The following is a 21789-nucleotide window of genomic DNA, read 5'->3' as shown; positions in this document are numbered from 1 at the left end:
GGCCGAACTCGCCCACGAACTCGAACAACTCGGCGGACACACCCAAGCCCTCAAGGAAGTCCAAGCCGAAGTCGCCGGGGTAACAGAAGTCACCGACGTTGCCGACACCTCAAGGGAAAACACCCCGCGGCACGCCTAACGCGGGGACAGCGCGGATGGAGACGGGGGTCCGCCAGATAGAGCGGATGGGCCCCCGCCCGCCATGCCACCGCAGGAATGCGCACGAAGTAGTAGACGGGAAGACAGCATGCCGATCCGGGTAGGCGTTATCGGCGCCGGCGTTATGGGCGCAGACCACATCAGGAACCTCTCCACCACCATCAGCGGCGCCGAAGTCACCTTCGTGGCAGACCTCGACGCCGGACGTGCGGCAGCCGCGGCCCCGCCATCCGCGCGCATCACCACCGATCCCTCCGAACTGATCAACTCCAGCGACGTTGACGCCGTCGTCGTCGCTTCCCATGACTCAACCCATGCGGGACTCGTGCTGGAGTGCTTTGAGGCAATGACCCCAGTACTGTGCGAAAAGCCGTTGGCCCCCACGCTCCTGGAAAGCCATGAAGTCGTGGAGGCAGAAGCCGACCTCCTGGCCGCAACGGGTGCCCGGCTGCTGTCGATGGGCTTCATGAGGCGCTTCGATCCCGGTTATGTCGCGCTGCGCGAAGCGACCCGGGCACGCACGCACGGCGAGCCTTTGCAGGTCCACTGCACCAGCCGGACCGCCTCCGCGGGAACCGGCGCGAGCTCGGAGTCCGCCATCACCAACTCGGCCATCCACGAGCTCGACATCATCCCTTGGCTGCTGGATTCGCCCATCACCGAGGTGTCCTGGCAGTCGGGGCGGAGCTCCCGGCACAGTACCGGTGACCTGCGGGATCCCGCCTTCATGCTCCTGCGAGCGGCCGACGGCACCCTTGCCACGCTCGAACTTTTCCTCAACGCGCAGTATGGCTACACCACCCGGTGCGAGGTCGTGTCGGAGTTCGGCACCACGGCACTGCCCGAACCAGCCGCCCTCGATGTCCGGCACGAGGGGAGGCGCAGTACCGAAATCCCCGCCGATTGGCGTCCCCGTTTCGCCGACGCATACCGCCTGCAACTCCAGGCCTGGATTTCAGCCCTCGAAAAGGGGGAGCCTGCACCGCTCGCCACGGGTGAGGATGGCCTGCGCGCGTCGCAGCTCGCCCAGGCCATGATCCGCTCACTCCACAGCGACGGAGCCTACGCGAAGGTGGTCTACTGATGGTTTCATCCAGCCTGCCGGAGTCCGGCCTTCCGGTGTCCCGTGTGCCGGATTCCCGTGACGCGCCAGCGCTGCGTTGGGGGATCATGGGCCCGGGGTGGATTGCCGAACGCTTCACCGAGTCGGTGCAGGCCTATTCAACGCAAGTGATTGCCGCCGTCGGCTCCCGTTCCTTGGAGCGGTCCAAGACGTTCGCGGACGCTTTCGGCCTACCCGCCGCTTATGGAAGCTACGAAGAGCTGGCTACGGCTCCGGACATAGACATCGTTTACGTGTGCACTCCACACAACTTCCACCACGCGGCTGCAGTCCTCGCCATCGACGCGGGCAAACACGTCCTCATCGAGAAGCCGATCGGCCTGAACGCTGCGCAGGCGCGCGATATCGCCGCGCGGGCAAGGGCAGCCGGCGTCTTCGCCGCCGAGGCCATGTGGAGCTTCTTCCTTCCGAAGTTCGACGTGATCCGGCAAGTGCTCGACGGCGGGATGCTGGGCACCGTGACAACGGTCCTTGCGGAATACGGCGAGCACTTCGAACGCAGCCACCGCATCTTCGACCCTGCCTTGGCAGGCGGACCTTTGCTGGACCTGGGCACCTACCCGCTGGCCCTCATCACCGAAGTCCTGGGTGCCCCCGAGCAGTTGAGCGCTTTCGGCCAGCCCCACGAAGCCGGTGTCAACGCCCAGCTCTCCGCCATCCTGCGATTCCCGGGCGGAAGCCAGGCCGTGATTAATACGCACCTGCATAATTTCACCCCCACAATGGCCACGATCGTTGGCTCCGAGGCCACGTTGACGATCGATGGCCCCTTCAACATGCCCGGCGGTTTCGAGGTCCGGTTTCCGGACGGCACGCGGCTTCGCTACAACGAAGCGGCGGGCGGCCATTTGGAAGGCTTGCACTACGAAGCCGCCGCGGTGGCCCGCGCCATCGCCGCCGGTGACACGGAAACCCGACAACGGCCCCTGGCCTCCTCCATCCGGACGATGGACGTCGCGGATGAAATCCGCCGCCAAACAGGCATTGAATTCCCGGGCGAAGGCAACGCGCCCGCCTGAGCAATTGTTGTACTGACTATCGAAAGGACCGGCCCATGGCCTACATCGAACAGCATTCAGCCGAACTTCCCACGCCTGTGCGGCTTGGCCTCATAGGCTGCGGCTGGATGGGAGCGTTCCACGGCGAAAGCATAGCCCGCAGGGTTCCCGGCGCGGTCCTTGCCGCCATCGCCGATCCCAACGTGGACTCCGCCGCGTCCCTGGCTGCCCAGCTTGGTACGGCGAAGGTCACCGCAGACGCAGCCGACATCATGGCCGATCCGGACATCGACGCCGTGATCATTGCCAGCCCGGCGCGCTTCCACGCTTCCCTGATCGCCCAGGCCGCGGCAGCCGGCAAACACGTGTTCTGCGAAAAGCCCGCGGGGCAGAGCCTCGAAGAGCTCGACGCCGCGCTCCTCGCCGTCGAAACGGCAGGGGTACATTTCCAGATCGGCTTCAACCGCCGCTACGCCACTGACTTCCAGGCCGCCAAGAAGGACCTGGCCGAAGGGATTGTGGGGGAGCCGCAGCTCTTGCGCTCGTTGACGAGGGATCCAGGCACCGGGAGCATCGGACACGCAGCCAGGATTCCGGCCTGGACGATCTTCCTGGAAACCCTCATCCACGATTTCGACACGCTGAACTGGTTCAACGAAGGCGCCGAGCCGGTGGAGGTCTACGCCGTCGCGGATGCTTTGGTGGAACCGGGCTTGCGTGACCAGGGATTCCTGGACACCGCCGTGGTCACTGTCCGCTACAGCAATGGAGCCTTGGCAGTGGCGGAAGCCAACTTCAGCGCTCTTTACGGCTACGACGTCCGGGGCGAAGTCTTCGGCTCCAAGGGCATGGTCCAGGCAGGACGGCCCACTGAAACGGCTGCCCTGAGGTACACGGCAGAGGGCCTCTCGGCCGAAACCCCGAGGCTCAACGTGGAACTGTTCCGCGATGCCTACACTGACGAACTCGTGGACTTCGCGGCGGCAGTCCGCGCGCGCCGCGATGGCACGCAGCCGCCGTCGGGCGCCTTCACCCTCACCCCAGGAGCTGCTGACGCGCGGCGCGCCTTGGCGATGGCGCTGGCGTGCATCGAATCGGTCCAGCGCGGCGGACCCGTGGCGGTCACGGCTGTTTCAAGCAACAGCAAGGCCGGTGTCTGATGCGGCTCGCAGTGTGCGCCGAAATGGTCTTTACGGAGCTGCCGTTCACCGAACGGGTACGCCGGATCCACGAGGCGGGATTCGACGTCGAACTCTGGGACTCGAGGAGCAAGGACATTGCGGCACTGAAGTCGAGCGGCGCGGTCTTTTCCTCCATGACCGGGTACACCTCGGGGAGCTTGGTTGACGCCGAAACCGCCGACGATGTGGTGAGGACCGCCGAAACGCTGATTCCGACCGCCTTGGAACTCGGCGTCAGCCGCATGGTGGTGCACTCGGCCGAGCTCATCGACGGCAAAGCAGCCCGTCCCGTCTACCGGTCCAACGGCAGCATGTGGATCACGGGTGCCCGGACTTTGGAGCGCCTTGGCGCGCTCGGGGAAAAGCACGGACTGACGTTCTGCCTCGAAAACCTCAACACCGTGCTGGACCACCCCGGAATTCCGCTGGCGCGGGCCAAGGACACCCTGACGCTCGTGGAGGCGGCCGGACACCCCAACGTGAAGATGATGCTGGACCTGTACCACGCACAATTGGGGGAGGGGAACCTCATTGAGCTGGTCCGCACCGCCCTGCCGCACATCGGCGAGATCCAGGTGGCGGACGTCCCGGGCCGTTGCGAGCCCGGGACCGGTGAAATCAACTATCCGGCTGTTGCCCGTGCGCTCGCGGCTGCGGGCTACGAAGGCACCGTCGGCATGGAGGCATGGACCAGAGGCGACGACATGGCGGCGCTTGAGGCGTTCCGCCGGGCGTTCACGGTTGACGCCGAAGAGTCCCTGGACAGCTCAGCTTTTTCAACGGAGGTAGCACTATGAAGGACGTCGTTCTCGGGCTGGTTGGGGTAGGGCGGATCGGCGTGATGCACGCCAACAACATTGCAGCCCTCAACGGGGAACTGAATGCGCAGGGCATCAAGGTGGAGTTGCGGCTCACGGATGTAGCCGAAGAACATGCCCGTCGGATCGCGGCGGGGCTCGGAGCCCAATTCCTGCCCTCGGTAGAGGCCTTGATCGCGTCCGGAGTGGATGGGCTGGTCATCGCGACCGGAACGGGCACCCACCCGGAACTGATCCGCGCGGGAGTGGACGCCGGTATTCCGGTGTTCTGCGAGAAGCCCGTGGCCATGAATGTGGCCGAGTCGCTGCCTGTCCTGGAACATATCCGTGCCAACGATGGTGTGGTGCAGATCGGCCACCAACGTCGCTTCGATGCCGGCTACCTCGAGGCCAAGCGCGCCTACCAAGCCGGAGAACTCGGGTGGATCCACTCGCTGCGCGCGGTGACCTGCGATATGGCTCCGCCGCCCGTGGAGTTCCTGGCGACGTCCGGCGGGCTGTTCCGTGATTGCTCGGTCCACGACTTCGACATCCTGCGCTGGTTGACCGGCCGCGAAATCGTGGAGGTCAATGCCAAGGGTTCCAACAATGGCGATCCCGCCATCGGCGAAGTGGGCGATGTGGACACGGCCTTGGCTCTGATCACGTTCGACGACGGGACGGTTGGCACCGTGTCGGCAACGCGTTACAACGGTGCTGGACACGACGTCCGACTCGAAATCCAAGGCTCGAAGCATTCCCTCATGGTTGGCCTGGACGAGCAGACAGCCATGGAATCAGCCGAGACCGGCGTAGCGTTCCCGTCCGGAGAACCTCACAAGACCTTCGCCGAACGCTTCGACCAGGCCTATCGCTCTGAAATGGCAGCCTTCGTTGAACTGGTCCTGGGCCAACGGGAGAACCCGTGCACTCCGGAGGACGCCGTCGCGGCTTCCCGGGTGGCGGATGCGGCGCAGGAGTCGCTCGCGAGCGGGGTCCCGGTCAGAGTGGCACTCGTGACGGCGTAGGCAAGTTAAGCGATTACAGGCCCCAACTGGCTCGCAGTTGTTGTCGTTTTGGAGGCCCAGAACGACAACAACTGCTAGTCAGTTGGGTGTGGGAGCTCCTTTAGGCGCCGAACGGCAAGCGGGGGTCGATGTCCTGTCCGTCCCAGCTCTGCCGTACCCACCCGTGGTGGGGGTCGTCGCTGATGAGCCATTCGCGCACGGGTCCCGGGCCGGCCATGACGTTCAGGTAGTACAAATCGTAGCCGGGAGCGGCCATGGCGGGGCCGTGCCAGCCATAGGGAACAAGAACGACGTCGCCGGTCCGAACCTCTGCGGCAACGTCGATCGGGCGCTCATCGGAGGCGTAGACGCGCTGGTAGCCGATCGCGTCGGCGTCAGCAGGTGCACCGGAGGGGTCGGCCACGCGGGTCTCGAAGTAGTAGATCTCCTCGAGCTGCGTTTCGCCGTCCTTTTCCTCGTCATGCTTATGCGGGGGATAGGAAGACCAGTTGCCCGCGGGCGTGAGCACTTCGCAGACGATGAAGCGGTCGGCCTCGAGGGCGGCGGGAGTGCCGAAGTTATGGACCTGGCGCGAACAGTTGCCTGCTCCGCGCAGCTCAACGGGGGTCTCCGCGGCGGTCACCAGCCTAGTGGGGTACGACGCGTTGGCCGGGGCCGTCGCGACGGCGACGCGGCCGCCGTCGGGCGAACTGATGGTGACAGCGGCGTTCGTGCCGGAATACAGGACATCGCTGGGGCCGTGGAAAACCGACGCCCGCCCAGCAAGGGGATAGTCGACGTCGTCGACCGTCACTGTGAAGGCGCCGTTGAGCGGAACCACGATCCGCTCTTCTGCTGCGGCGGGAAGCTCGACGGCGGCGCCCGCGGCGAGCGTGGCCACCTTGAGCCCCGTGTGGGCCCAACCGTCCACAGTCAACGCGGAATCGGAGGTTCCGAGCGAGATGTCCCAATCGCCGTCGTTGGCGGTTCCCAGTGGATAGACCCAGTTGGCCATGAAGTTATGTCCTTGCGTTAGCGCTGTACGAGTGTCATTTCAAAGCTGTAGGAATCGGCCCGATAGACGTGGTGGCCGGTCTCGACCATGCGTCCGGTGTCGTCGACGGCGGTGCGCTCCATGGTGACCAAAGCCGAGCCGACCTCCGCCTCCAAGAGCGGTGCCTGGTAGTCGTTGGCGATCATGGCGCCGATCCGCTGCGAGGCGAGGCGGAAGTTGACCCCGCCGCGGCGGAGGATGGCGTAGAGGCCTTCTGCCTGGAGCATGGATTCGTCCATGGAGGTTATGTCGTCGCGGACCCAGTTCTCCATGAGCGCCAGCGGCTTACCGCCCACTTTGCGCAGGCGGGTGAAGTGGTAGACCTTGGAACCGGCCGGAAGCTGGAGTGCGGTCAGCGTGGCTGCGTCCGCCTCCATGTGCGAGAAGCTGAGGACCTGCGTGGTGGGCTTCTTGCCGTTGTTGGTCAGGTCGTCGTACAGGCTGGAGAGTTCCAGGGGCCGGCGGACCTGGCTCGACACCACCTGCGTGCCGACGCCGCGCTTGCGGACCAACAGGCCCGAGCGGACGAGCTCGTCCATCGCCTTGCGCATCGTGGGCCGGGACAGGTTCAGCTGGGCGGCGAGGTCAATCTCGTTGTCCAAACGGCTTCCGGGCTCCAACACTCCGCTGTGGATGGCGGCCTCGATGCCCTGGACCACCTGATGGTACAAAGGCACAGGGGAAGAACGGTCGATAGTGAGGCCAAGTTGATTCGCCATTGCATGCTCCCTCGCATTCCGGGACTGTCCCGGAAGTTGCAAGCATGTCCGCTCATGTTCGCTTGATAGGACATACTGCTTTACTGATGATAGCAGGAGCATTGCGCGGGTCAAGGGTGCCGGAGGTGCGTTTATCGTGCCTTGTCACAGGTTTTGTAGGGACATGTCCAGACATCAGGACGAGGCATCAATTGCCACAACGCGGGTGGGCCTTTCTGCGTCCGGTGCCATCCGGCGTCGGGCGTTTTCAGCGGCGGCGTCGGGCGCTTGCGCGTTGACGGACGTAGCCGACGGCGGCAAGCACCGCGCCCAGTCCCTCGGCGGCCGCGCTGAGGGTCTTCTCGAAAAACCATACGGGCTCGTACATGGACGGGAGCGGACCGATGGCAGGTATGTCGACATATCGGTAGAGGAGGACGGCTATGAAGGCGCTTCCAGCAACTACCACCGCGGCCGCGTAGGCCGGCCGACTGCCGCGGATCAGGACATACAGGCCGACGAGGATTGCAACAGCGGCCTCGAGCCGAAACAGGTTGCCTTCCCCGATTCCACCAGGCGCACCCAATTGGTAGCCGGAGGCCAAATCGAGGTGCACTACAGCGTCGATGCCCAGGGCTGCCGCGATAAGCAGTCGCAGCAGGATGTCCCTCGGCCTGCGGTTCATCGGCTTGCGGCGGGCCGCTTCACGGGTGCTCACTTTACGACCAGCGTTCCGTGCATGTTCGAGTGATAGGCGCAGTGGTAAGGGTAGCTGCCCGGTGTGGTGGGCGCCGTGAACTGGGCTGTCCCGCCCCCGCCATCGACGGCAGCGTCGAACGCCTTTCCATCGTCCGAGGTGACCGTGTGGGCCTGGGCGTCCTCGTTCTTCACGGTGATTTTGGCCCCCGGGCTGACCGACACGGGTCCTTGGTAGCCGAAGTCCTTGATGGTAATGGTGAGCGATTGGGAGGTCCCGGAAGGCGGAGCAGTCGAGGAGGCGGCAGAAGGCGGGCTTGACGATGCGCCCTGGTAACCAGTTCCGGATGCCCCGCAACCGCCCACGGCGATCAGGGCGGCCGCTCCAACGATGACCATCATGGCCTTGGGGTTGTTCCTCATGATTGGTTCCCCGCTCCTCGTGTCCGGTGGCGCGAATGTGCTTGCCACATTGATTAGACGAATTCCGGAGCGGTCAGGTTCACGGGAACTAGTACTTTGCTTGCCGCCGGCGGAGGCGGCCAGTTCGGTCACCCCACCGGACGCAGCGTCCTGCAGACCTCCACGAAAGCCTTGAACGGGGCGAGCCGTTCCTCCTCAGGCAGCTGCGAGGCCTCGGGATGCCATTGCACGGATGCCACCCAGCGCTGCGGATCCTCGAGGGCCTCCACTGTCCCATCCTCTGCGACCGCCGTCACCACCAGGCCATCGCCCACCCGTGCCACGGCCTGGTGATGTCCCGAAGCGATCCGCACCGAGTCGCGCGAGCCATAGAGCCCGGCCACCTTGGAATCCGGTGAAAGTTCGACGTCGAGCCACGCCCAGGCGCTGAGCCCACCGTCCGCCGTGGTCACGCCGTTGTGTTCCACCGCAGACGGGTACATGTCCTGGATCAGCGTCCCGCCATAGACAACGTTGAGGAGCTGATGGCCGCGGCAGATGCCAAGGGTGGGCAAACCGGCGTCGAGCGATCCACGGACCACCGCCAAGTCCAGGCGATCCTGGTCCGGGTTCACGTCATAGCAGGCGTCGGTCGCTTCTTCCCCGTAGAGTCGCGGATCCAGGTCCCCACCGCCGGGCAGCAAGACCCCGTTGAGGGATCGGAGTTCGGCGGCCAGCGGACCTGCTTCGTCGGTGAAGGAAGCGTCCAGCAGCACAGGCTCCGCACCGGCGTCGCGCATTAGTTCGACGATGCAGTCGAAGAGTTCATTCGCCTCGACCACGCGGGCATCCGTGCTTTCAGAGCTGCTGAGGCGGACAGGAATGCCGATCCGGGGCCTTAAGCTTCTTTGCTGTTCGGAAGTCTGCATCCTCCATGATGCACTGGCCGGTCGACTCCTGCGCAACGGGAACCGCGGGCTTACGCTGATGCCATGAATCCGTCCCGCGCCCTGACTCCCAGTCCCCGCACGCTCGAGATTGAGAGCGTGGCCCATTTCGACAAGCTGCTGAGCTCCGGTGCCGCAACGATGCACGGATGGCACGCCCAGTCGCTGGACCTGCGGGGTCGACGAACGGACCTCGAGAGGCTGGATCCGCAAGGCGCCATCTTCCTGGGCTGTACCTTCGACGACGGCGTCGAGGACTCCCTGCGCAGCCGCGGCGCCCTCATCTTTCCGAAACTCCGCGGAGTGCCCTTCAACCCGTACCGGGGCAGCCTCTACAGCGCCGCCGAACTGTACGAGGACATTGACTCCACGGAGTACGAAGCAACCCTGGACGCGCAGGTCTATCACTGGAGCATCATGCCTGGGCAGCGGACCAGCCTGGATGCAACCCTCGCCGCCGCGCTGCACGACCACGCGATCGGGGATGCGCTGGACGAGCTCCTGGGCAACGGGGATTTCGCGGGGAACAAGATCGTGGGAGTCATGGGCGGCCACGCCGCACAACGCGGAACCACGGACTTCCACGAGGCCGCGCGGCTGGGTCGGCTCCTGGCTCTGTCGGGCTTCACGGTAGCCACGGGGGGAGGACCGGGTGCCATGGAAGCCGCCAATTTGGGCGCCTACTTGAGCGGCCTGCCCGACGCCGACTTCACCGTCGCGCTGCGATCGCTCGCAGCGGTGCCGGGTTTCCGCCCCTCGGTGACGGCGTGGGCGCGGGCGGCGGCCGCCGTCGTCGGGCAACATCCGTGCGGAACGACGTCGCTGGGCATCCCCACCTGGTTTTACGGGCACGAACCGCCCAACCTCTTCGCCACACACATCGCCAAGTACTTCGCCAACTCCATGCGTGAGGCGATCCTGCTCGAGCTATGCAACGGCGGGATCGTGTTCCTTCCGGGCTCCGCCGGCACCGTGCAGGAAATCTTCCAGGACGCGTGCGAGAACTTCTACGGCGCCCCGGAAACCGTCACGCCCATGGTGCTCGTAGGTCGCGACCACTGGGAGCACAAGTATCCGGCGTGGCCCATGTTGCAGAGCCTTGCCGCCGGGAAAGTGATGGAGGGCCGGATCTTCCTGGTGGACAGCGTCGAGGAAGCACTCGCCGTCGTCGCGGGCTAGGCGCCTCACACGGGACATGCCCAGCCTTGGCTCGCCGTCCCGCCCCGGCACTTAGGGACATGTCCACCCCTGGCTTGGAACAGTGGACATATTGCGAATATGCCCATCTTTGGACTTCAAGGCTGGACATGTCCCTATCGGCGAAAGCATTATGCCCGCTGCTGAGTCCTAGGGCTGGGCATGTCCCCTGGACGGTTGGTGGACATGTCCATTGCATGAGTTCAGAGCGGGGCATGTCCGGTGCGATGCGGGGATGCCGGGCTAGTGCGGGGCGCGGCCACCCAGGCGAGTGGTGACTTTGCGTGCTGCATCCTGGCATGCCTCGCCGAGGCTGACGAGGGTGTCCTGCGAGACCCGGAACTTCGGCGCAGGTATGAGGACGGACGCCACGATGTCTCCGCGGTGGTCAAAGACAGGCGAAGCAACACCGACTTCTTCGATGGACGTTTCGCCGAAATTGAAGGCCCATCCCCGGGTCACAGACTCCTGGAGCCGGACCAGGTAGGCCTCGAGGGACTCCTCGTCGAGACCGGGCAATGTGATGGAGCCGCTGCGGAGGAGCTTGCGGACGCGGTCGGCGTCTTCGGCGGCAAGAAAGACCTGCACCGATGAGCTGAGCGCCTCGTTGTAGCGGGCACCCAACGGTGCGAGGTGCTTGACCTGGTGGCGGCTGGCGATTTGCTCCACGCACATGGATTCGCTCCCGTTCCACACCATGAGGGCGCTCGTCTCGCCTGTCCGTTCGCTCAGCTCGCGCAACACGGGATAGGCCACCCGGCGCTCTTCCAGCTCGGCGAGGAGCGGCCCGGCAAGGGCGATCATCCCCAGGCCCAGCCGGAAACGGCGGGACTCGGGGTCGCGCTCCACCAAGTGTTCCTGTTCGAAGGTCGCGAGGATCCGGGACACCGTGCTCTTGTGCAAGCCGATCCTGCCGGCGATCTCGGTGACACCCAGGAGGGGTTCCTCGGCGGTGAAGCTGCGGAGTACGGCAATGGCGTTCTCAAGTACCGAAGCGCCTCTGGAATCGCCGTTGGCCGGGGTTTCACGTTCTGCTGGGGTCATGATGGTCACTATATGGCTCTTTTAATGGGGACATGCCCAGCCTCGGCCTGGAGCAATGAGCATATGAGCCATATGTCCACTGCTCGGGCGCAAGGCTGGGCATGTCCGTGGGGGGTGGGGGTCAGGCGCCGATGATGTTGTATTCCGGGCCGAAGGGGAACTTGGTGATGTTCTCGGCACCTTCCTCACCGACCACCAGGATGTCGTGTTCCCGGTACCCGCCGGCACCCGGCTGGCCATCGAGGACGGTGATCATCGGTTCCATGGAGACCACCATTCCTGGCTCGAGGACCGTATCGATGTCTTCGCGCAGTTCCAGTCCTGCTTCGCGGCCGTAGTAGTGCGAGAGGACGCCGAAGGAGTGTCCGTAGCCAAAGGTGCGGTTGGCGAGCAGTCCATGCGAAACATAGATCTCGTTGAGCTCAGCGGCGATGTCCTTGCAGACCGCCCCGGGCTTGATGAGTTCCAGTCCGCGCTTGTGTACTTCCACGTTGATGTTCCACAGCTCCAGGGAGCGTGCATCGGGTTCGCCGTAAAACAGGGTCCTTTCCAGGGCCGTGTAGTAGCCCGAGGTCATGGGGAAGCAGTTCAGCGAGAGGATGTCGTGTTCCTGGATCTTGCGGGTGGTGGCCCAGTTGTGGGCGCCGTCCGTGTTGATGCCGGACTGGAACCACACCCAGGTGTCGCGGATCTCGGAGTCGGGGAACGTCCGGGCGATCTCGTGGACCATAGCTTCAGTGCCGATCAGGGCCACCTCGTACTCGGTGATGCCGGCCGTGATGGCGTTGCGGATCGCCTCGCCGCCGAGGTCGCCGATCCGGGCGCCGTGCTTGATGACCTCGATTTCCTCGGCGGACTTGATCATGCGCTGGCGCATCGCGGCCTGGGCGACGTCCACAAGGGTCGCTCCGGGGAAGGCGGCCTGGATCTTGTTGCGGTTGTCCAGGGGAAGGGAGTCGTCCTCGACACCCAGGCGCCGGACGTTGATCCCGCGGGTGCGCAGCACTTCCTGGATGCCGAAGATGTAGTTGTCCCGGCGCCAGTCCGTGTAGACCAGGTTGTCCCCGTAGCTGCGGCGCCACGGCATGCCGGCGTCGATGTTGGCGGTGACCGTGACGGTGTCGTCGGCCGTGACCACCATGGCGTAGGAGCGGCCGAAGTAGGTGAACAGGAAGTCGGAGTAGTACTTGATGGAGTGGTAGCTGGTCAGGACAACGGCGTCCAGTTCCTTCTCTGCCATGATCCGGCGAAGACCCGCAAGGCGTCGCTCAAACTCTGCGTCGGAGAAAGTCAGGGAGACCTTCTCTCCGTTGTTGAGGACCTTGAGGCGCTCAAGCTTGGTGACGTCGTTGACGGCTTCATTCTCGGTGATGGTCATGGGTGGTGTTCCTTTCAATGGGTGGGTTGTTTTCAGTCCTGCTGCAGGGGCTTCTTGGAGGTCTCCACAGCGAAGAGGACCGCGATGAGGGAAATGACGGAGGCTGCCACGAGGTACCAACCGGGGGCCAGTTGGTTGTGGGTCAGGCCGATGAGGAGTGTTGCCATGAACGGGGCGGTGCCGCCGAACAGGGCGTTGGAGAGATTGAAGCTGACGGCGAAGCCGCTGTAACGGACCCTCGTGGGGAAGAGCTCGGCGAGGAAGCTGGGCAGCGTGCCGTCGTTGAGTGTAAGCATCGCGCCCAGCAGGATCTGCACCAGGACGATGACCAGGAAATTGCCGGTATCGAGGAGCATGAACGCCGGAACGGTCAGCACCACGAACAGCACGGAAGCGGTGATGAGCATGCGCTTGCGGCCGAACCTGTCCGATGCGATCCCGGTCAGGAAAATGAATCCGATATAGCTGAGGAGGGCAATCGTCGTGGCCAGGAACGATTCGGCTGCGCCGAAGTGAAGCTCCTCGGAAAGGTACGTGGGCATATAGCTGAGGATCACGTAGAACCCGACGGCGTTGAGCAGCACGGCGCCCGTCGCAATGATCAGCTGCTTGCGGTACGTCTTGAACATCGCGAAGGCCGGAGCCTTGACCGCGGTGTCTTTGGCGGCCATTTCGCGGAATGCCGGGGTGTCCTCGAGTTTGGTGCGGATGTAGCGGCCAATCAGGCCCATCGGGGCTGCCAGGAGGAAGGGCAGGCGCCAGCCCCACTCGCCGAGCTGATCGCTGCTCAGCACCGAACTGAGCAGTGCCGCCAGTAGGGATCCGAGCAGCAGGCCTGCCGCTGTACTGGCGGGTACGACGGCGGCATAGAGTCCGCGTCGACTGGCCGGTGCGTATTCCACCAGGAAGGCTGAGGCACCTGCGTATTCGCCTGCTGCCGAGAAGCCTTGGACAACGCGGACGAGCAGCAGGAGGACCGGCGCCATGACGCCGATGGTGTTGTAGCCGGGGATCAGTGCGATGCAGAACGTTGCCACGGACATGAGCACGATCGACAGGGAGAGTGCCTGTTTGCGTCCGAGCCGGTCACCGATGTGGCCCCAGATGAATCCGCCCAGTGGACGGACAAAGAAGGAGACGGCGAAGACGCCGAACGTGGCGAGCAGGGCTGTCTGCCGGTCCGATGCGGGGAAGAAGACGGTCGAGATAATCCCGGCAAGGTAGCCGTAGACGGCGTAGTCGAACCACTCGACGAAGTTGCCGATGAAGCTGGCAGTGATGACTCGGCGTCGGGTGTCTTTACTGACTGTGTGGCTGTTGGCTGGCTTTGGTGTGCCGCCCGGGGCGGCTGTCGCATCGGGAAGGTCGGATCCGCCTTTGGATCCGGCATGAGCGCTTCCCGGGATTGCTGCGACGGAGGATGTTTCGTTTTTCATGAATCCACCAAGAACTTTGGGGTTGCATTCAACGCAACGCTGTTGCACCAGAATAGATGTGTCGCGCATCACCGTCAAGGGCTTCCGGTAACTATCCAACTGTCTCGCAATAGATGTCGTCATGGACGCTCAAAACGACAACAAGTGCGAGCTAGTTGGGGAGGGCGGCGCACTCACTGCAACATGGTTGCGTTCTTTGGGTGGAACCCCGGCCCGAAATGCAAAAAAGAAGCTCCCCGGATCCAGGGATCCGGGGAGCTTCAAAGCAAGCGTGAAAGGACTATTTGAGCCAGGCAGCCACCACATCCGGGTGGGCATCGACCCATTTCTTGGCAGCGGCATCGGGCTTCATGCCGCCCTGGATGTCCGTTGCGACGGAGTTCTGGTCCGCGTTGGTCCATGAGAAGGCCTTGAGCAGTTTCGCGGCGGGAGAACCGCTGTCCGCAAACTTCTTGGCCATCACTTTGTTCAGCTTGTAGTCGGGGTAGTCGCAGGCCACCTTCTCGGCGTCGGCATCGCAGCCCGGAGTGTAGGCGGGCAGGCTGACCTTCTTGAGGGGGACCTCGGAAAGGAACCATTGAGGCTCGTAGAAGTACCCCAGCAGCGGCGTCTTGTTCTTCTCCGCCGTACGGAACGACTGGATCAATGCTGCTTCCGAACCGGAGAAGACCACTTTGTAGTCGAGGCCTAGATTCTTGACGAGGGCTTCATCGTTGGTCACGAACGCCGGGTCGCCATCCAGTACCTGGCCTTTGCCGCCCGATTCGGACGTGGCAAAAAGGGACGCGTATTTGTTCAGGTTCTTGCTGTCCAGGATGTCCGGGTATTTCTGGACCATCCATGGTGGTACGTACCAGCCGATATGCCCTTCGTTGCCCGTGGGACCAGCGTCCACCGCGACCTTCTGGTCGGTGATGTACTGCTTTGCGAGGTCCTCGTGACCCCAGTTCTCAAGGATGACGTCGACTTCCCCGGAGCCGAAGCCCTGCCAGGAAATCTGTTCCGACAGGTCCTTCTGGACTACAGTGCAACCGAGTTTGTTTTGGGCTATGTAGCTGTAAACAGCCGCATTTGCCGTGTAGCCCACCCATGCGTTGAGGGCCACGTTGACGGTTCCGCAGGGGGTGCCCGAAGCACCGGCTGCGGCCGCCTGATTGACCGTTGCGCCGCCGCAGCCGGCTAGCAACAGGGCGGCAGCGACGGTTCCGGCGAGCGTGGGAATTGTTCGTTTCAACAGCAGTCCAGCTTTACTCATGGTTGGATCTCCTTGGGTGGGGCAGTGTGTTGGGGGAGTGCGTGAGACTGAGCCCGTTAGTGGGCGGGTGATTTTGCCGAAGGGACTTTTCGGACGGGGTTGGCTGCGGCAGCCTGGGTCATGCGATCCAACAGGATGCCGAGGAAAACGATGGCCAGGCCTGCGGCGAGGCCCTTGCCGAACAGCGAACTTTGGACAAAGCCGGCAACGACGTCGTACCCAAGGCCGCCCGCTCCGACCAGCGCTCCGACTACCACCATGGCGAGGACGTAGATCAGGCCCTGGTTGGCCGCGAGGGCCAAGGATTGCCGAGCCATGGGCAGCTGGACCTTCGTGATGACTTGCCAGGGAGTTGAGCCGCTGGACACGGCAGCTTCCATGACGGTGGGCGAAATTGCGGCGATGCCGTCGGCCGTGATCTTGATGGCCACGGGCGCCGCGTAGATGATGCCGGCAATGATGGCGGTGAACCGTGTGGCGCCGAAGAGGCCCAGGAACGGAACGAGGTAGACGAAAGCCGGCATGGTCTGTCCGGCGTCGAGCATGGGCCGCATGAGCTGGTCCACTTTGTCGGACCTGCCCATGGCCACGCCGAAGATGACGCCCAGGACCATGACCACTGCGGTGGCAACGAGGGTTCCTGCCAGGGTGACCATGGCATCGCTCCACAGGCCCAGGTAAATGATCACGGCCAAGCACGTTGCCGTGACCGCTGCCAACTTCCAGCCGCCGAGGGCAAACGCCGCCACGACGATCACGGCAACCAGGAGGTAGAAAGGCGTCTCTGTCAGGAGTGACTGGAACGGGTTGAGGATTCCGTTCGTGACTGCCTCACGGAAGGACACCGTAAAGAGGAAGAGGTTGGTCTGGAGCCATTCGCTCGCGGAGCTCACTCCGCTGACAATGGCCGGTCCAATGTTGAGATCCTTCGGGAAGGCAGCGGCCCAGAGCATCGTCCGGGACAACTGGACGGTGACGAGCACCACAAGCAAGCTGACGGCCAGCAGAATGTACCTCATTCGCCGCGATATCCGGCGCCTGCGGTTTGCTCCGGGTTCGGCCCGGCGGCTTGCGGCCGTAGTCACGCGGTCCAACACTATGGCCAGCAGGACGATCGACAGTCCGGCATTGACCGCCGTGCCGACGTCGAGCGACTGCAGGGCGCGGATAACCACCTGTCCCAGCCCGGGGGCAGCGATCAGCGCCGCGATGGTCACCATGGACAGCGCGGCCATGGTGCTTTGGTTGATCCCCATGACGATGGTGCGCCGAGCGAGCGGGAGCTGCAGGGTGACGAGCCGCTGCCAACCAGTGGTTCCCAAGGAGTCGGAGGCTTCGCGGGTGTTTTCCGGGATGCATCGGATGCCATGCGCCGTCAGTCGGATGACGGGAGGTGCCGCGTAGATCACGGTGGCGATCACGGCGGAGGCGGGGCCGATCAGGAAGATGAGGGCCAGCGGTGCCAGGTAAACGAAGGTGGGAAGGGTTTGCATGAAGTCGAGGACCGGAGTGATTACTTTGGCAACCCGGCCGTAGACTCCTGCGAGGACTCCGAGGGGGATGCCGAGAGCCAAAGTGAAGAGCACCGCTGTGAGGACGAGGGCGAAGGTGTAAGCCGCTTCCGTAAACAGCCCCTGAAGGCCGAAGAAGACGAAGACGGCTGCTGTCAGCAGCGCCACGCGGGCGTTGCCCACCGCCAACGCGATCCAGCTGAGCAGCGCGACGGTGCCCAGCCAGCCGATTTCCGGCAGTCGAAGCCCGGTGGTGCTGGCGGCGAAAACGCCGATGAACAGGTTTGCGACGGCGTCGACGGCGGCCCGGAGCGGTGTGAAAACGTACTGGAAGACGGGATTGTCGGCCCGGTTTGAGGCCACCCAGGCATTGAATTGGTTGAGGGAGCGGTGGAGGTCAGTGAGCTCCGACGCCGGCAGCGTGAGGGTCGCCGTGCCGTGGAGGAACAGGAATCCGACGAGCCAGACGACGCCGGCCCCGCCCAGAAGCAGGGTGCGGCGGCTTAACCGCTTGCGCGGTGCGCGGACGGAAACGAGGCCGGTCTGAACCGGGGCGCGATCGCGGACGAGTGTGGACATCACGCCGCAACTTCCGTGCTGCGGATGACCGACAAGATGCTGTCGCGGTCGATCTGGCCGGTGATCTTGCCGGAGTCTTCCACCAGGACAGGGCACGATGAGTTCATGACGGTGGGAATGGCGTCGCGGATGATCGTGCCTGCGCTCAGGACCGGAGCATCCCCGGGAGTCCCTAGTGCTACGGGATCGGTGATCCACTTGAGTGTCAGGACATCCGCGCGAGGCACCTCGGAGACGAAGTCGGCGATGTATTTGTCCGCGGGCGATCCGACGAGATCATCGCCGGTGCCGCATTGGACCGTCTCCCCGTTCCGCATGATCAGGATGCGGTCCCCGAGTTTGAGCGCTTCGGAAAGGTCGTGGGTGACGAAAACCATCGTCTTTCCCATTTCTTTGTGCAGCCGGATGACCTCCGCCTGCATATCGCGCCGGATGAGCGGGTCCAAGGCGGAGAACGGTTCGTCGAAGAGGATAGTGTCCGGATCGCCTGCCAAGGCGCGCCCAAGTCCGACGCGCTGTTGCATTCCGCCGGAGAGTTGATCGGGGAAATGCTGCTCGTAACCTTTGAGGCCTACGAGCTCGATGATTTCGCGCGACCTCGCATAGCGCTCGTTCTTGGCGGCGCCACGGATCTGCAGCCCGTAGGACACGTTGTCCAGCACGGTGCGGTGCGGCAGGAGGCCGAAATGCTGGAAGACCATGGACATTTTTCGCCGACGCAGCTCCCGAAGCTCGCCGGTTCCCGCTTGCATCACGTCCTTGCCGTCCACCAGGACGCTCCCCGACGTCGGTTCGATCAGCCGGGTGAGGCACCGGATCAGGGTGGACTTTCCTGATCCGGACAGGCCCATGACGACGAACACCTCGCCCTTCGCGACGTCGAAGTTCATGTCGCGTACTGCGGCATTGCACCCCGTGCGTTCAAGCAATTCGGCCGAGCTCAAAGCCGAGAGTCCGGGATCCTTGGGGATCTTTTCACCTCCGGGTCCGAAGACCTTCCAGAGGTTGCGCACTGATATGTCAGGACTGCTCATTGCTGTACTCCTGCCTGTGACGGCTCGAACCAATGGCTGGGCCCGGGGCTGATGTTTTGCCAGATGTGCTTCGTTTCTCGGTATTCGGCCAAGCCCGCGAGCCCCAATTCACGGCCATTGCCGGACTGTCCGAAGCCGCCCCATTCGGCCTGCGGAACGTACGGGTGGTAGTCGTTGATCCAGACCGTCCCGTGGCGCAACGCTTCGGAGACCCGCTGGGCTTTCGATGCGTCTGCCGTCCACACGGCGCCGGCCAGTCCGTAGACGGTGTCGTTGGCCAGCCGGACGGCCTCTTCCTCGGTGGTGAATGTTTCCACCGTCATGACGGGGCCAAAGGATTCCTCCTGGACCACGCGCATCGAGGTGCTGCACCCGTCCAGCACGGTGGGCGGGTAGAAGCTGCCACCGGCCAACTCCGGGCTGTCCGGAATGAAGCCGCCGCACAGCAGCCGGGCGCCTTCCGCAAGCCCGGCCTGCACATAGGCGTGGACCTTGTCCCGGTGGGCCGTGGAGATCAGCGGGCCTGCCTGGGCTTCCTGGTCGAAGGGCCCGCCCAGCCGGATCCGGCGGGCACGGCGCACCACTTCGGCTACGAATTCCTTGTGGATGGACTCTTCGACGATGAGCCTGGCCCCTGCCGAGCAGACCTGGCCGGAATTCAGGAAGACGGCCGTCAAGGCGTTGTCGATGGCGGCTTCCCGGTCGGCGTCGGCGAACACGATATTCGGGTTCTTGCCGCCGAGCTCGAGGGCCACTCGCTTGACCGTCTGCGCTGCCGCCACCATGATCCGCTTGCCGGTTTCAAGCCCGCCCGTGAACGAGACCAGATCGACCCGGGGATCCGAGCTAAGGACCGCCCCCACTTCAGGTCCCGTTCCGGTCACGAGGTTCGCGACGCCGTCGGGCACCCCTGCTTCCCGCAGGGTGTCCATGAGCAGGATGGACGTGGAGGGTGTCAGCTCACTGGGCTTGAGGACAAATGTGTTGCCGGCCAGGAGCGCAGGTGCAACCTTCCACGAAGCCTGCAGGAGCGGGTAATTCCACGGCGTGATGAGTCCGCAGACTCCTACGGGTGCATGGACGACCCGGCTGATGGCGCCGGGCCGGCCGGTATCGACCACGCGGCCCGCGTCCGTGCCCGCCACGCTGCCGTAGTAGCGGAAGCAGGCTATGACGTCGTCGATGTCGTATTCGGCTTCGACCAGCCGCTTGCCGGTGTCGAGGGCTTCGGCCGCGGCGTAGCCGGCTTTGTCCCGCTGCAGCAGGCCGGCTACGCGGAGCAGGATCGCGCCGCGTTCCAGCTCGGGCGTGCCCGGCCAGAGGCCGTCGTCGAACGCTCTCCGTGCGCTTGCCACGGCGGCCTCGGCATCGGCCGCGGTGCACTCCGCGACGTCGGCAACGTGCGTGCCGTCCGCGGGGCAGCTGATGTTCCGGGTGCTTCCGCTGGACTGCTGCCAAGCGCCGTCGACATAGCTGCCGCGCACTGTTGTTTGGATCTGTGAAAGTTGTGGGCTGTTCATGCCGCTCCTTAGTTCCTTGCCGAAGTGGCCTCGGGCTGGCTTTCCAGGCTTTCCAGACTGTCCGGAACCGGCCCGTCCGCGCCCGCAACCGCGCCGTGCCGGTAGAACTCGGCGGCGATTGGCGCGAGGGGTTCGCGGCCCTGAATCAAGTCCGCGGCTTTCTCGGCCAGCATCATGACCGGCGCATAGATGTTGCCGTTGGTCACGTAGGGCATTGCCGAAGCGTCAGCCACCCGCAGCCCCGAGGTGCCATGCACCCTCATGCTGAGCGGGTCTACCACGGCCATGGGATCGGTGGCCGGGCCCATCTTGGCCGTGCAGGAAGGGTGCAAGGCGGTTTCTGCGTCGCGGGCTACCCAGTCGAGGATTTCCTCGTCGGTCTGGACTGCTGGACCGGGGGAGAGCTCACCGCCATTGAATGGCGCCATGGCGGACTGCTCCAGGATGTTCCGGGAAATCCGGATGGCTTCGACCCACTCGCGCCGGTCCTGGTCCGTGGAAAGGTAGTTGAACTTCATGGACGGGTGGACGGTTGGATCCGTGGAGGTGATCTTCAGGCTGCCACGGGCGTCGGAATACATGGGCCCGATGTGCACTTGGTAGCCATGCTTGGCGTCGGCCTTCTGGCCGTCGTAGCGGACGGCCACCGGCAGGAAGTGGAACATCAGGTTCGGGTAGGCGACGTCCTCGTTGGAGCGCACAAAGCCGCCCCCTTCGAAGTGGTTGGTGGCCGCGGGCCCCTTGCGCCCGAACAGCCACTGCAGGCCGATCCACGGATAACGCCACAGGCTCAGGCTCGGCTGCATGGACACCGGCTGGGTGCAGGCGTGCTGGATGTAGACCTCCAGATGGTCCTGGAGGTTTTCGCCCACACCGGGGAGGTCAACTACAGGTGTGATGCCCAGGGACTTGAGGTGAGTGGAGTCCCCGACGCCGGACAACTGCAGGAGCTGCGGAGTGTTGATGGCTCCTCCGCACAGGATGACTTCCTGGGCGTCGACGCTGTGCTGCTTGCCGTTGCGTCGATAGCTGACGCCCGTGGCCCTGACCTCGGACGTTCCAATGCCGTCGAAGTTGATTTTCGATACGAGGGCCCGTGTCCTTACCGTGAGGTTGGGCCGGTCCAGGTGCGGCCGCAAGTAGGCGCGCGACGCCGAGAGCCGCTGGCCCTTGTGCACATTGCGGTCGAAGGGACCGAAGCCCTCCTGCCGGTACCCGTTGACATCGCTGGTCCGTGCGAATCCGGCTTCTTGGGCGGCGCGGAAGAAAGCCTGGAAGAGGGGATTGCGCGCAGGGCCGCGTTCAAGGACGAGCGGTCCGTTGTGTCCCCGCAGTTCATCGTCGGGATCCGCGGCGAGGGCGGTCTCCATGCGGTTGAAGTAGGGGAGGCAGTGAGCGAAATCCCAGGTCTCCATCCCGGCGTCGGCTCCCCAGCGTTCGTAGTCCAAAGGGTTGCCGCGCTGGAAGATCATGCCGTTGATGGAGCTGGATCCCCCCAGCACCTTGCCGCGGGTGTGGGCGATCCGGCGTCCGTGCATGTGCGGCTCGGGGTCGGATTGGTAGCGCCAGTCGTAGAACCTGTTCCCGCTGGGGAACGTGAGCGCTGCCGGCATCTGGATGAACAGGTCCCAGGGGTAGTCGCTCCGGCCGGCCTCCAGGACCAAGACGGTCTTGGTGCGGTCGGCGCTGAGCCTGTCCGCCAGCACTGATCCGGCGCTGCCCCCACCCACAATGACGTAGTCGAACTTTTCGTTGGCCATTAGTTGAACTCCT

19 protein-coding genes are annotated in these 21789 nt (G+C 64.3%); 6 read left to right on the top strand and 13 right to left on the bottom strand.

Annotation, left to right across the window (positions count from 1 at the left end; all coding sequences use genetic code 11):
• Positions 1-247 precede the first annotated feature (247 nt).
• The 5 genes from BMF89_RS06295 to BMF89_RS06275 are packed head-to-tail and all read left to right on the top strand — an operon-like array spanning position 248 to position 5286.
• A complete protein-coding gene (locus tag BMF89_RS06295; protein WP_078106222.1) occupies positions 248-1243 on the top strand; it encodes a Gfo/Idh/MocA family oxidoreductase in 996 nt (331 codons plus the stop codon).
• Positions 1243-2301, top strand: a complete 1059-nt coding sequence (locus BMF89_RS06290) for a Gfo/Idh/MocA family oxidoreductase (protein ID WP_078106221.1) — start codon at positions 1243-1245, stop codon at positions 2299-2301. The genes BMF89_RS06295 and BMF89_RS06290 overlap by 1 nt, the downstream gene beginning before the upstream one ends.
• Positions 2302-2336: 35 nt before the next feature.
• The gene (locus BMF89_RS06285) at positions 2337-3440 is read left to right on the top strand and encodes a Gfo/Idh/MocA family oxidoreductase (protein WP_078106220.1); all 1104 of its coding nucleotides are present in this window, start codon (positions 2337-2339) and stop codon (positions 3438-3440) included.
• Positions 3440-4258, top strand: a complete 819-nt coding sequence (locus tag BMF89_RS06280) for a TIM barrel protein (protein ID WP_078106219.1) — start codon at positions 3440-3442, stop codon at positions 4256-4258. The genes BMF89_RS06285 and BMF89_RS06280 overlap by 1 nt, the downstream gene beginning before the upstream one ends.
• On the top strand, positions 4255-5286 hold the full coding sequence (locus tag BMF89_RS06275) for a Gfo/Idh/MocA family oxidoreductase (RefSeq protein ID WP_078106218.1): 1032 nt from the start codon (positions 4255-4257) through the stop codon (positions 5284-5286). The genes BMF89_RS06280 and BMF89_RS06275 overlap by 4 nt, the downstream gene beginning before the upstream one ends.
• A 100-nt stretch (positions 5287-5386) precedes the next feature.
• Here the strand turns inward: BMF89_RS06275 and iolB are convergent, their stop codons facing one another.
• The 5 genes from iolB to BMF89_RS06250 form a co-directional block, all read right to left on the bottom strand.
• Positions 5387-6280 (bottom strand): 5-deoxy-glucuronate isomerase, encoded by an 894-nt coding sequence (iolB, locus tag BMF89_RS06270; protein WP_078106217.1) that lies wholly within the window; start codon positions 6278-6280, stop codon positions 5387-5389.
• Positions 6281-6297: 17 nt separating this feature from the next.
• Positions 6298-7038, bottom strand: a complete 741-nt coding sequence (locus tag BMF89_RS06265; RefSeq protein WP_078106216.1) for a GntR family transcriptional regulator — start codon at positions 7036-7038, stop codon at positions 6298-6300.
• 247 nt (positions 7039-7285) lie between these two features.
• Positions 7286-7735, bottom strand: a complete 450-nt coding sequence (locus BMF89_RS06260; protein WP_253190730.1) for a hypothetical protein — start codon at positions 7733-7735, stop codon at positions 7286-7288.
• The gene (locus tag BMF89_RS06255; RefSeq protein WP_078106215.1) at positions 7732-8136 is read right to left on the bottom strand and encodes a cupredoxin domain-containing protein; all 405 of its coding nucleotides are present in this window, start codon (positions 8134-8136) and stop codon (positions 7732-7734) included. Before BMF89_RS06255 ends, BMF89_RS06260 begins: the two co-directional genes overlap by 4 nt.
• Positions 8137-8264: 128 nt before the next feature.
• A complete protein-coding gene (locus tag BMF89_RS06250; protein WP_078106214.1) occupies positions 8265-9044 on the bottom strand; it encodes a type 1 glutamine amidotransferase in 780 nt (259 codons plus the stop codon).
• 63 nt (positions 9045-9107) lie between these two features.
• On the opposite strand from BMF89_RS06250, the gene BMF89_RS06245 reads away from it, so the two are divergent.
• A complete protein-coding gene (locus BMF89_RS06245) occupies positions 9108-10241 on the top strand; it encodes an LOG family protein (RefSeq protein ID WP_078106213.1) in 1134 nt (377 codons plus the stop codon).
• Between the two features lie 261 nt (positions 10242-10502).
• Here BMF89_RS06245 and BMF89_RS06240 read toward each other — a convergent pair whose 3' ends face one another.
• The 8 genes from BMF89_RS06240 to betA form a co-directional block, all read right to left on the bottom strand.
• Positions 10503-11303: an IclR family transcriptional regulator gene (locus BMF89_RS06240; RefSeq protein ID WP_078106227.1), complete on the bottom strand. Its 801-nt coding sequence runs from the start codon at positions 11301-11303 to the stop codon at positions 10503-10505.
• Between the two features lie 121 nt (positions 11304-11424).
• On the bottom strand, positions 11425-12681 hold the full coding sequence (locus BMF89_RS06235) for an aminopeptidase P family protein (protein WP_078106212.1): 1257 nt from the start codon (positions 12679-12681) through the stop codon (positions 11425-11427).
• Between the two features lie 32 nt (positions 12682-12713).
• The gene (locus tag BMF89_RS06230; RefSeq protein WP_078106211.1) at positions 12714-14117 is read right to left on the bottom strand and encodes an MFS transporter; all 1404 of its coding nucleotides are present in this window, start codon (positions 14115-14117) and stop codon (positions 12714-12716) included.
• 280 nt (positions 14118-14397) lie between these two features.
• Complete coding sequence (locus tag BMF89_RS06225) at positions 14398-15372, bottom strand: ABC transporter substrate-binding protein (RefSeq protein ID WP_078106210.1); 975 nt, start codon at positions 15370-15372, stop codon at positions 14398-14400.
• 56 nt (positions 15373-15428) lie between these two features.
• Positions 15429-17462: an ABC transporter permease subunit gene (locus BMF89_RS06220; RefSeq protein WP_078106209.1), complete on the bottom strand. Its 2034-nt coding sequence runs from the start codon at positions 17460-17462 to the stop codon at positions 15429-15431.
• Positions 17462-18496, bottom strand: a complete 1035-nt coding sequence (locus tag BMF89_RS06215; protein WP_078106208.1) for a glycine betaine/L-proline ABC transporter ATP-binding protein — start codon at positions 18494-18496, stop codon at positions 17462-17464. The genes BMF89_RS06220 and BMF89_RS06215 overlap by 1 nt, the downstream gene beginning before the upstream one ends.
• Positions 18493-20016: an aldehyde dehydrogenase family protein gene (locus BMF89_RS06210; RefSeq protein ID WP_078106207.1), complete on the bottom strand. Its 1524-nt coding sequence runs from the start codon at positions 20014-20016 to the stop codon at positions 18493-18495. The genes BMF89_RS06215 and BMF89_RS06210 overlap by 4 nt, the downstream gene beginning before the upstream one ends.
• Positions 20017-20024: 8 nt before the next feature.
• Positions 20025-21776, bottom strand: coding sequence for a choline dehydrogenase (gene betA, locus BMF89_RS06205; protein ID WP_078106206.1), 1752 nt, complete (start codon positions 21774-21776; stop codon positions 20025-20027).
• Positions 21777-21789 lie beyond the last annotated feature (13 nt).

Source organism: Arthrobacter sp. SRS-W-1-2016 (assembly GCF_002009585.1).
Taxonomy (GTDB): domain Bacteria; phylum Actinomycetota; class Actinomycetes; order Actinomycetales; family Micrococcaceae; genus Arthrobacter; species Arthrobacter bambusae_A.
This window is presented reverse-complemented; position numbering and strand designations above follow the sequence as displayed.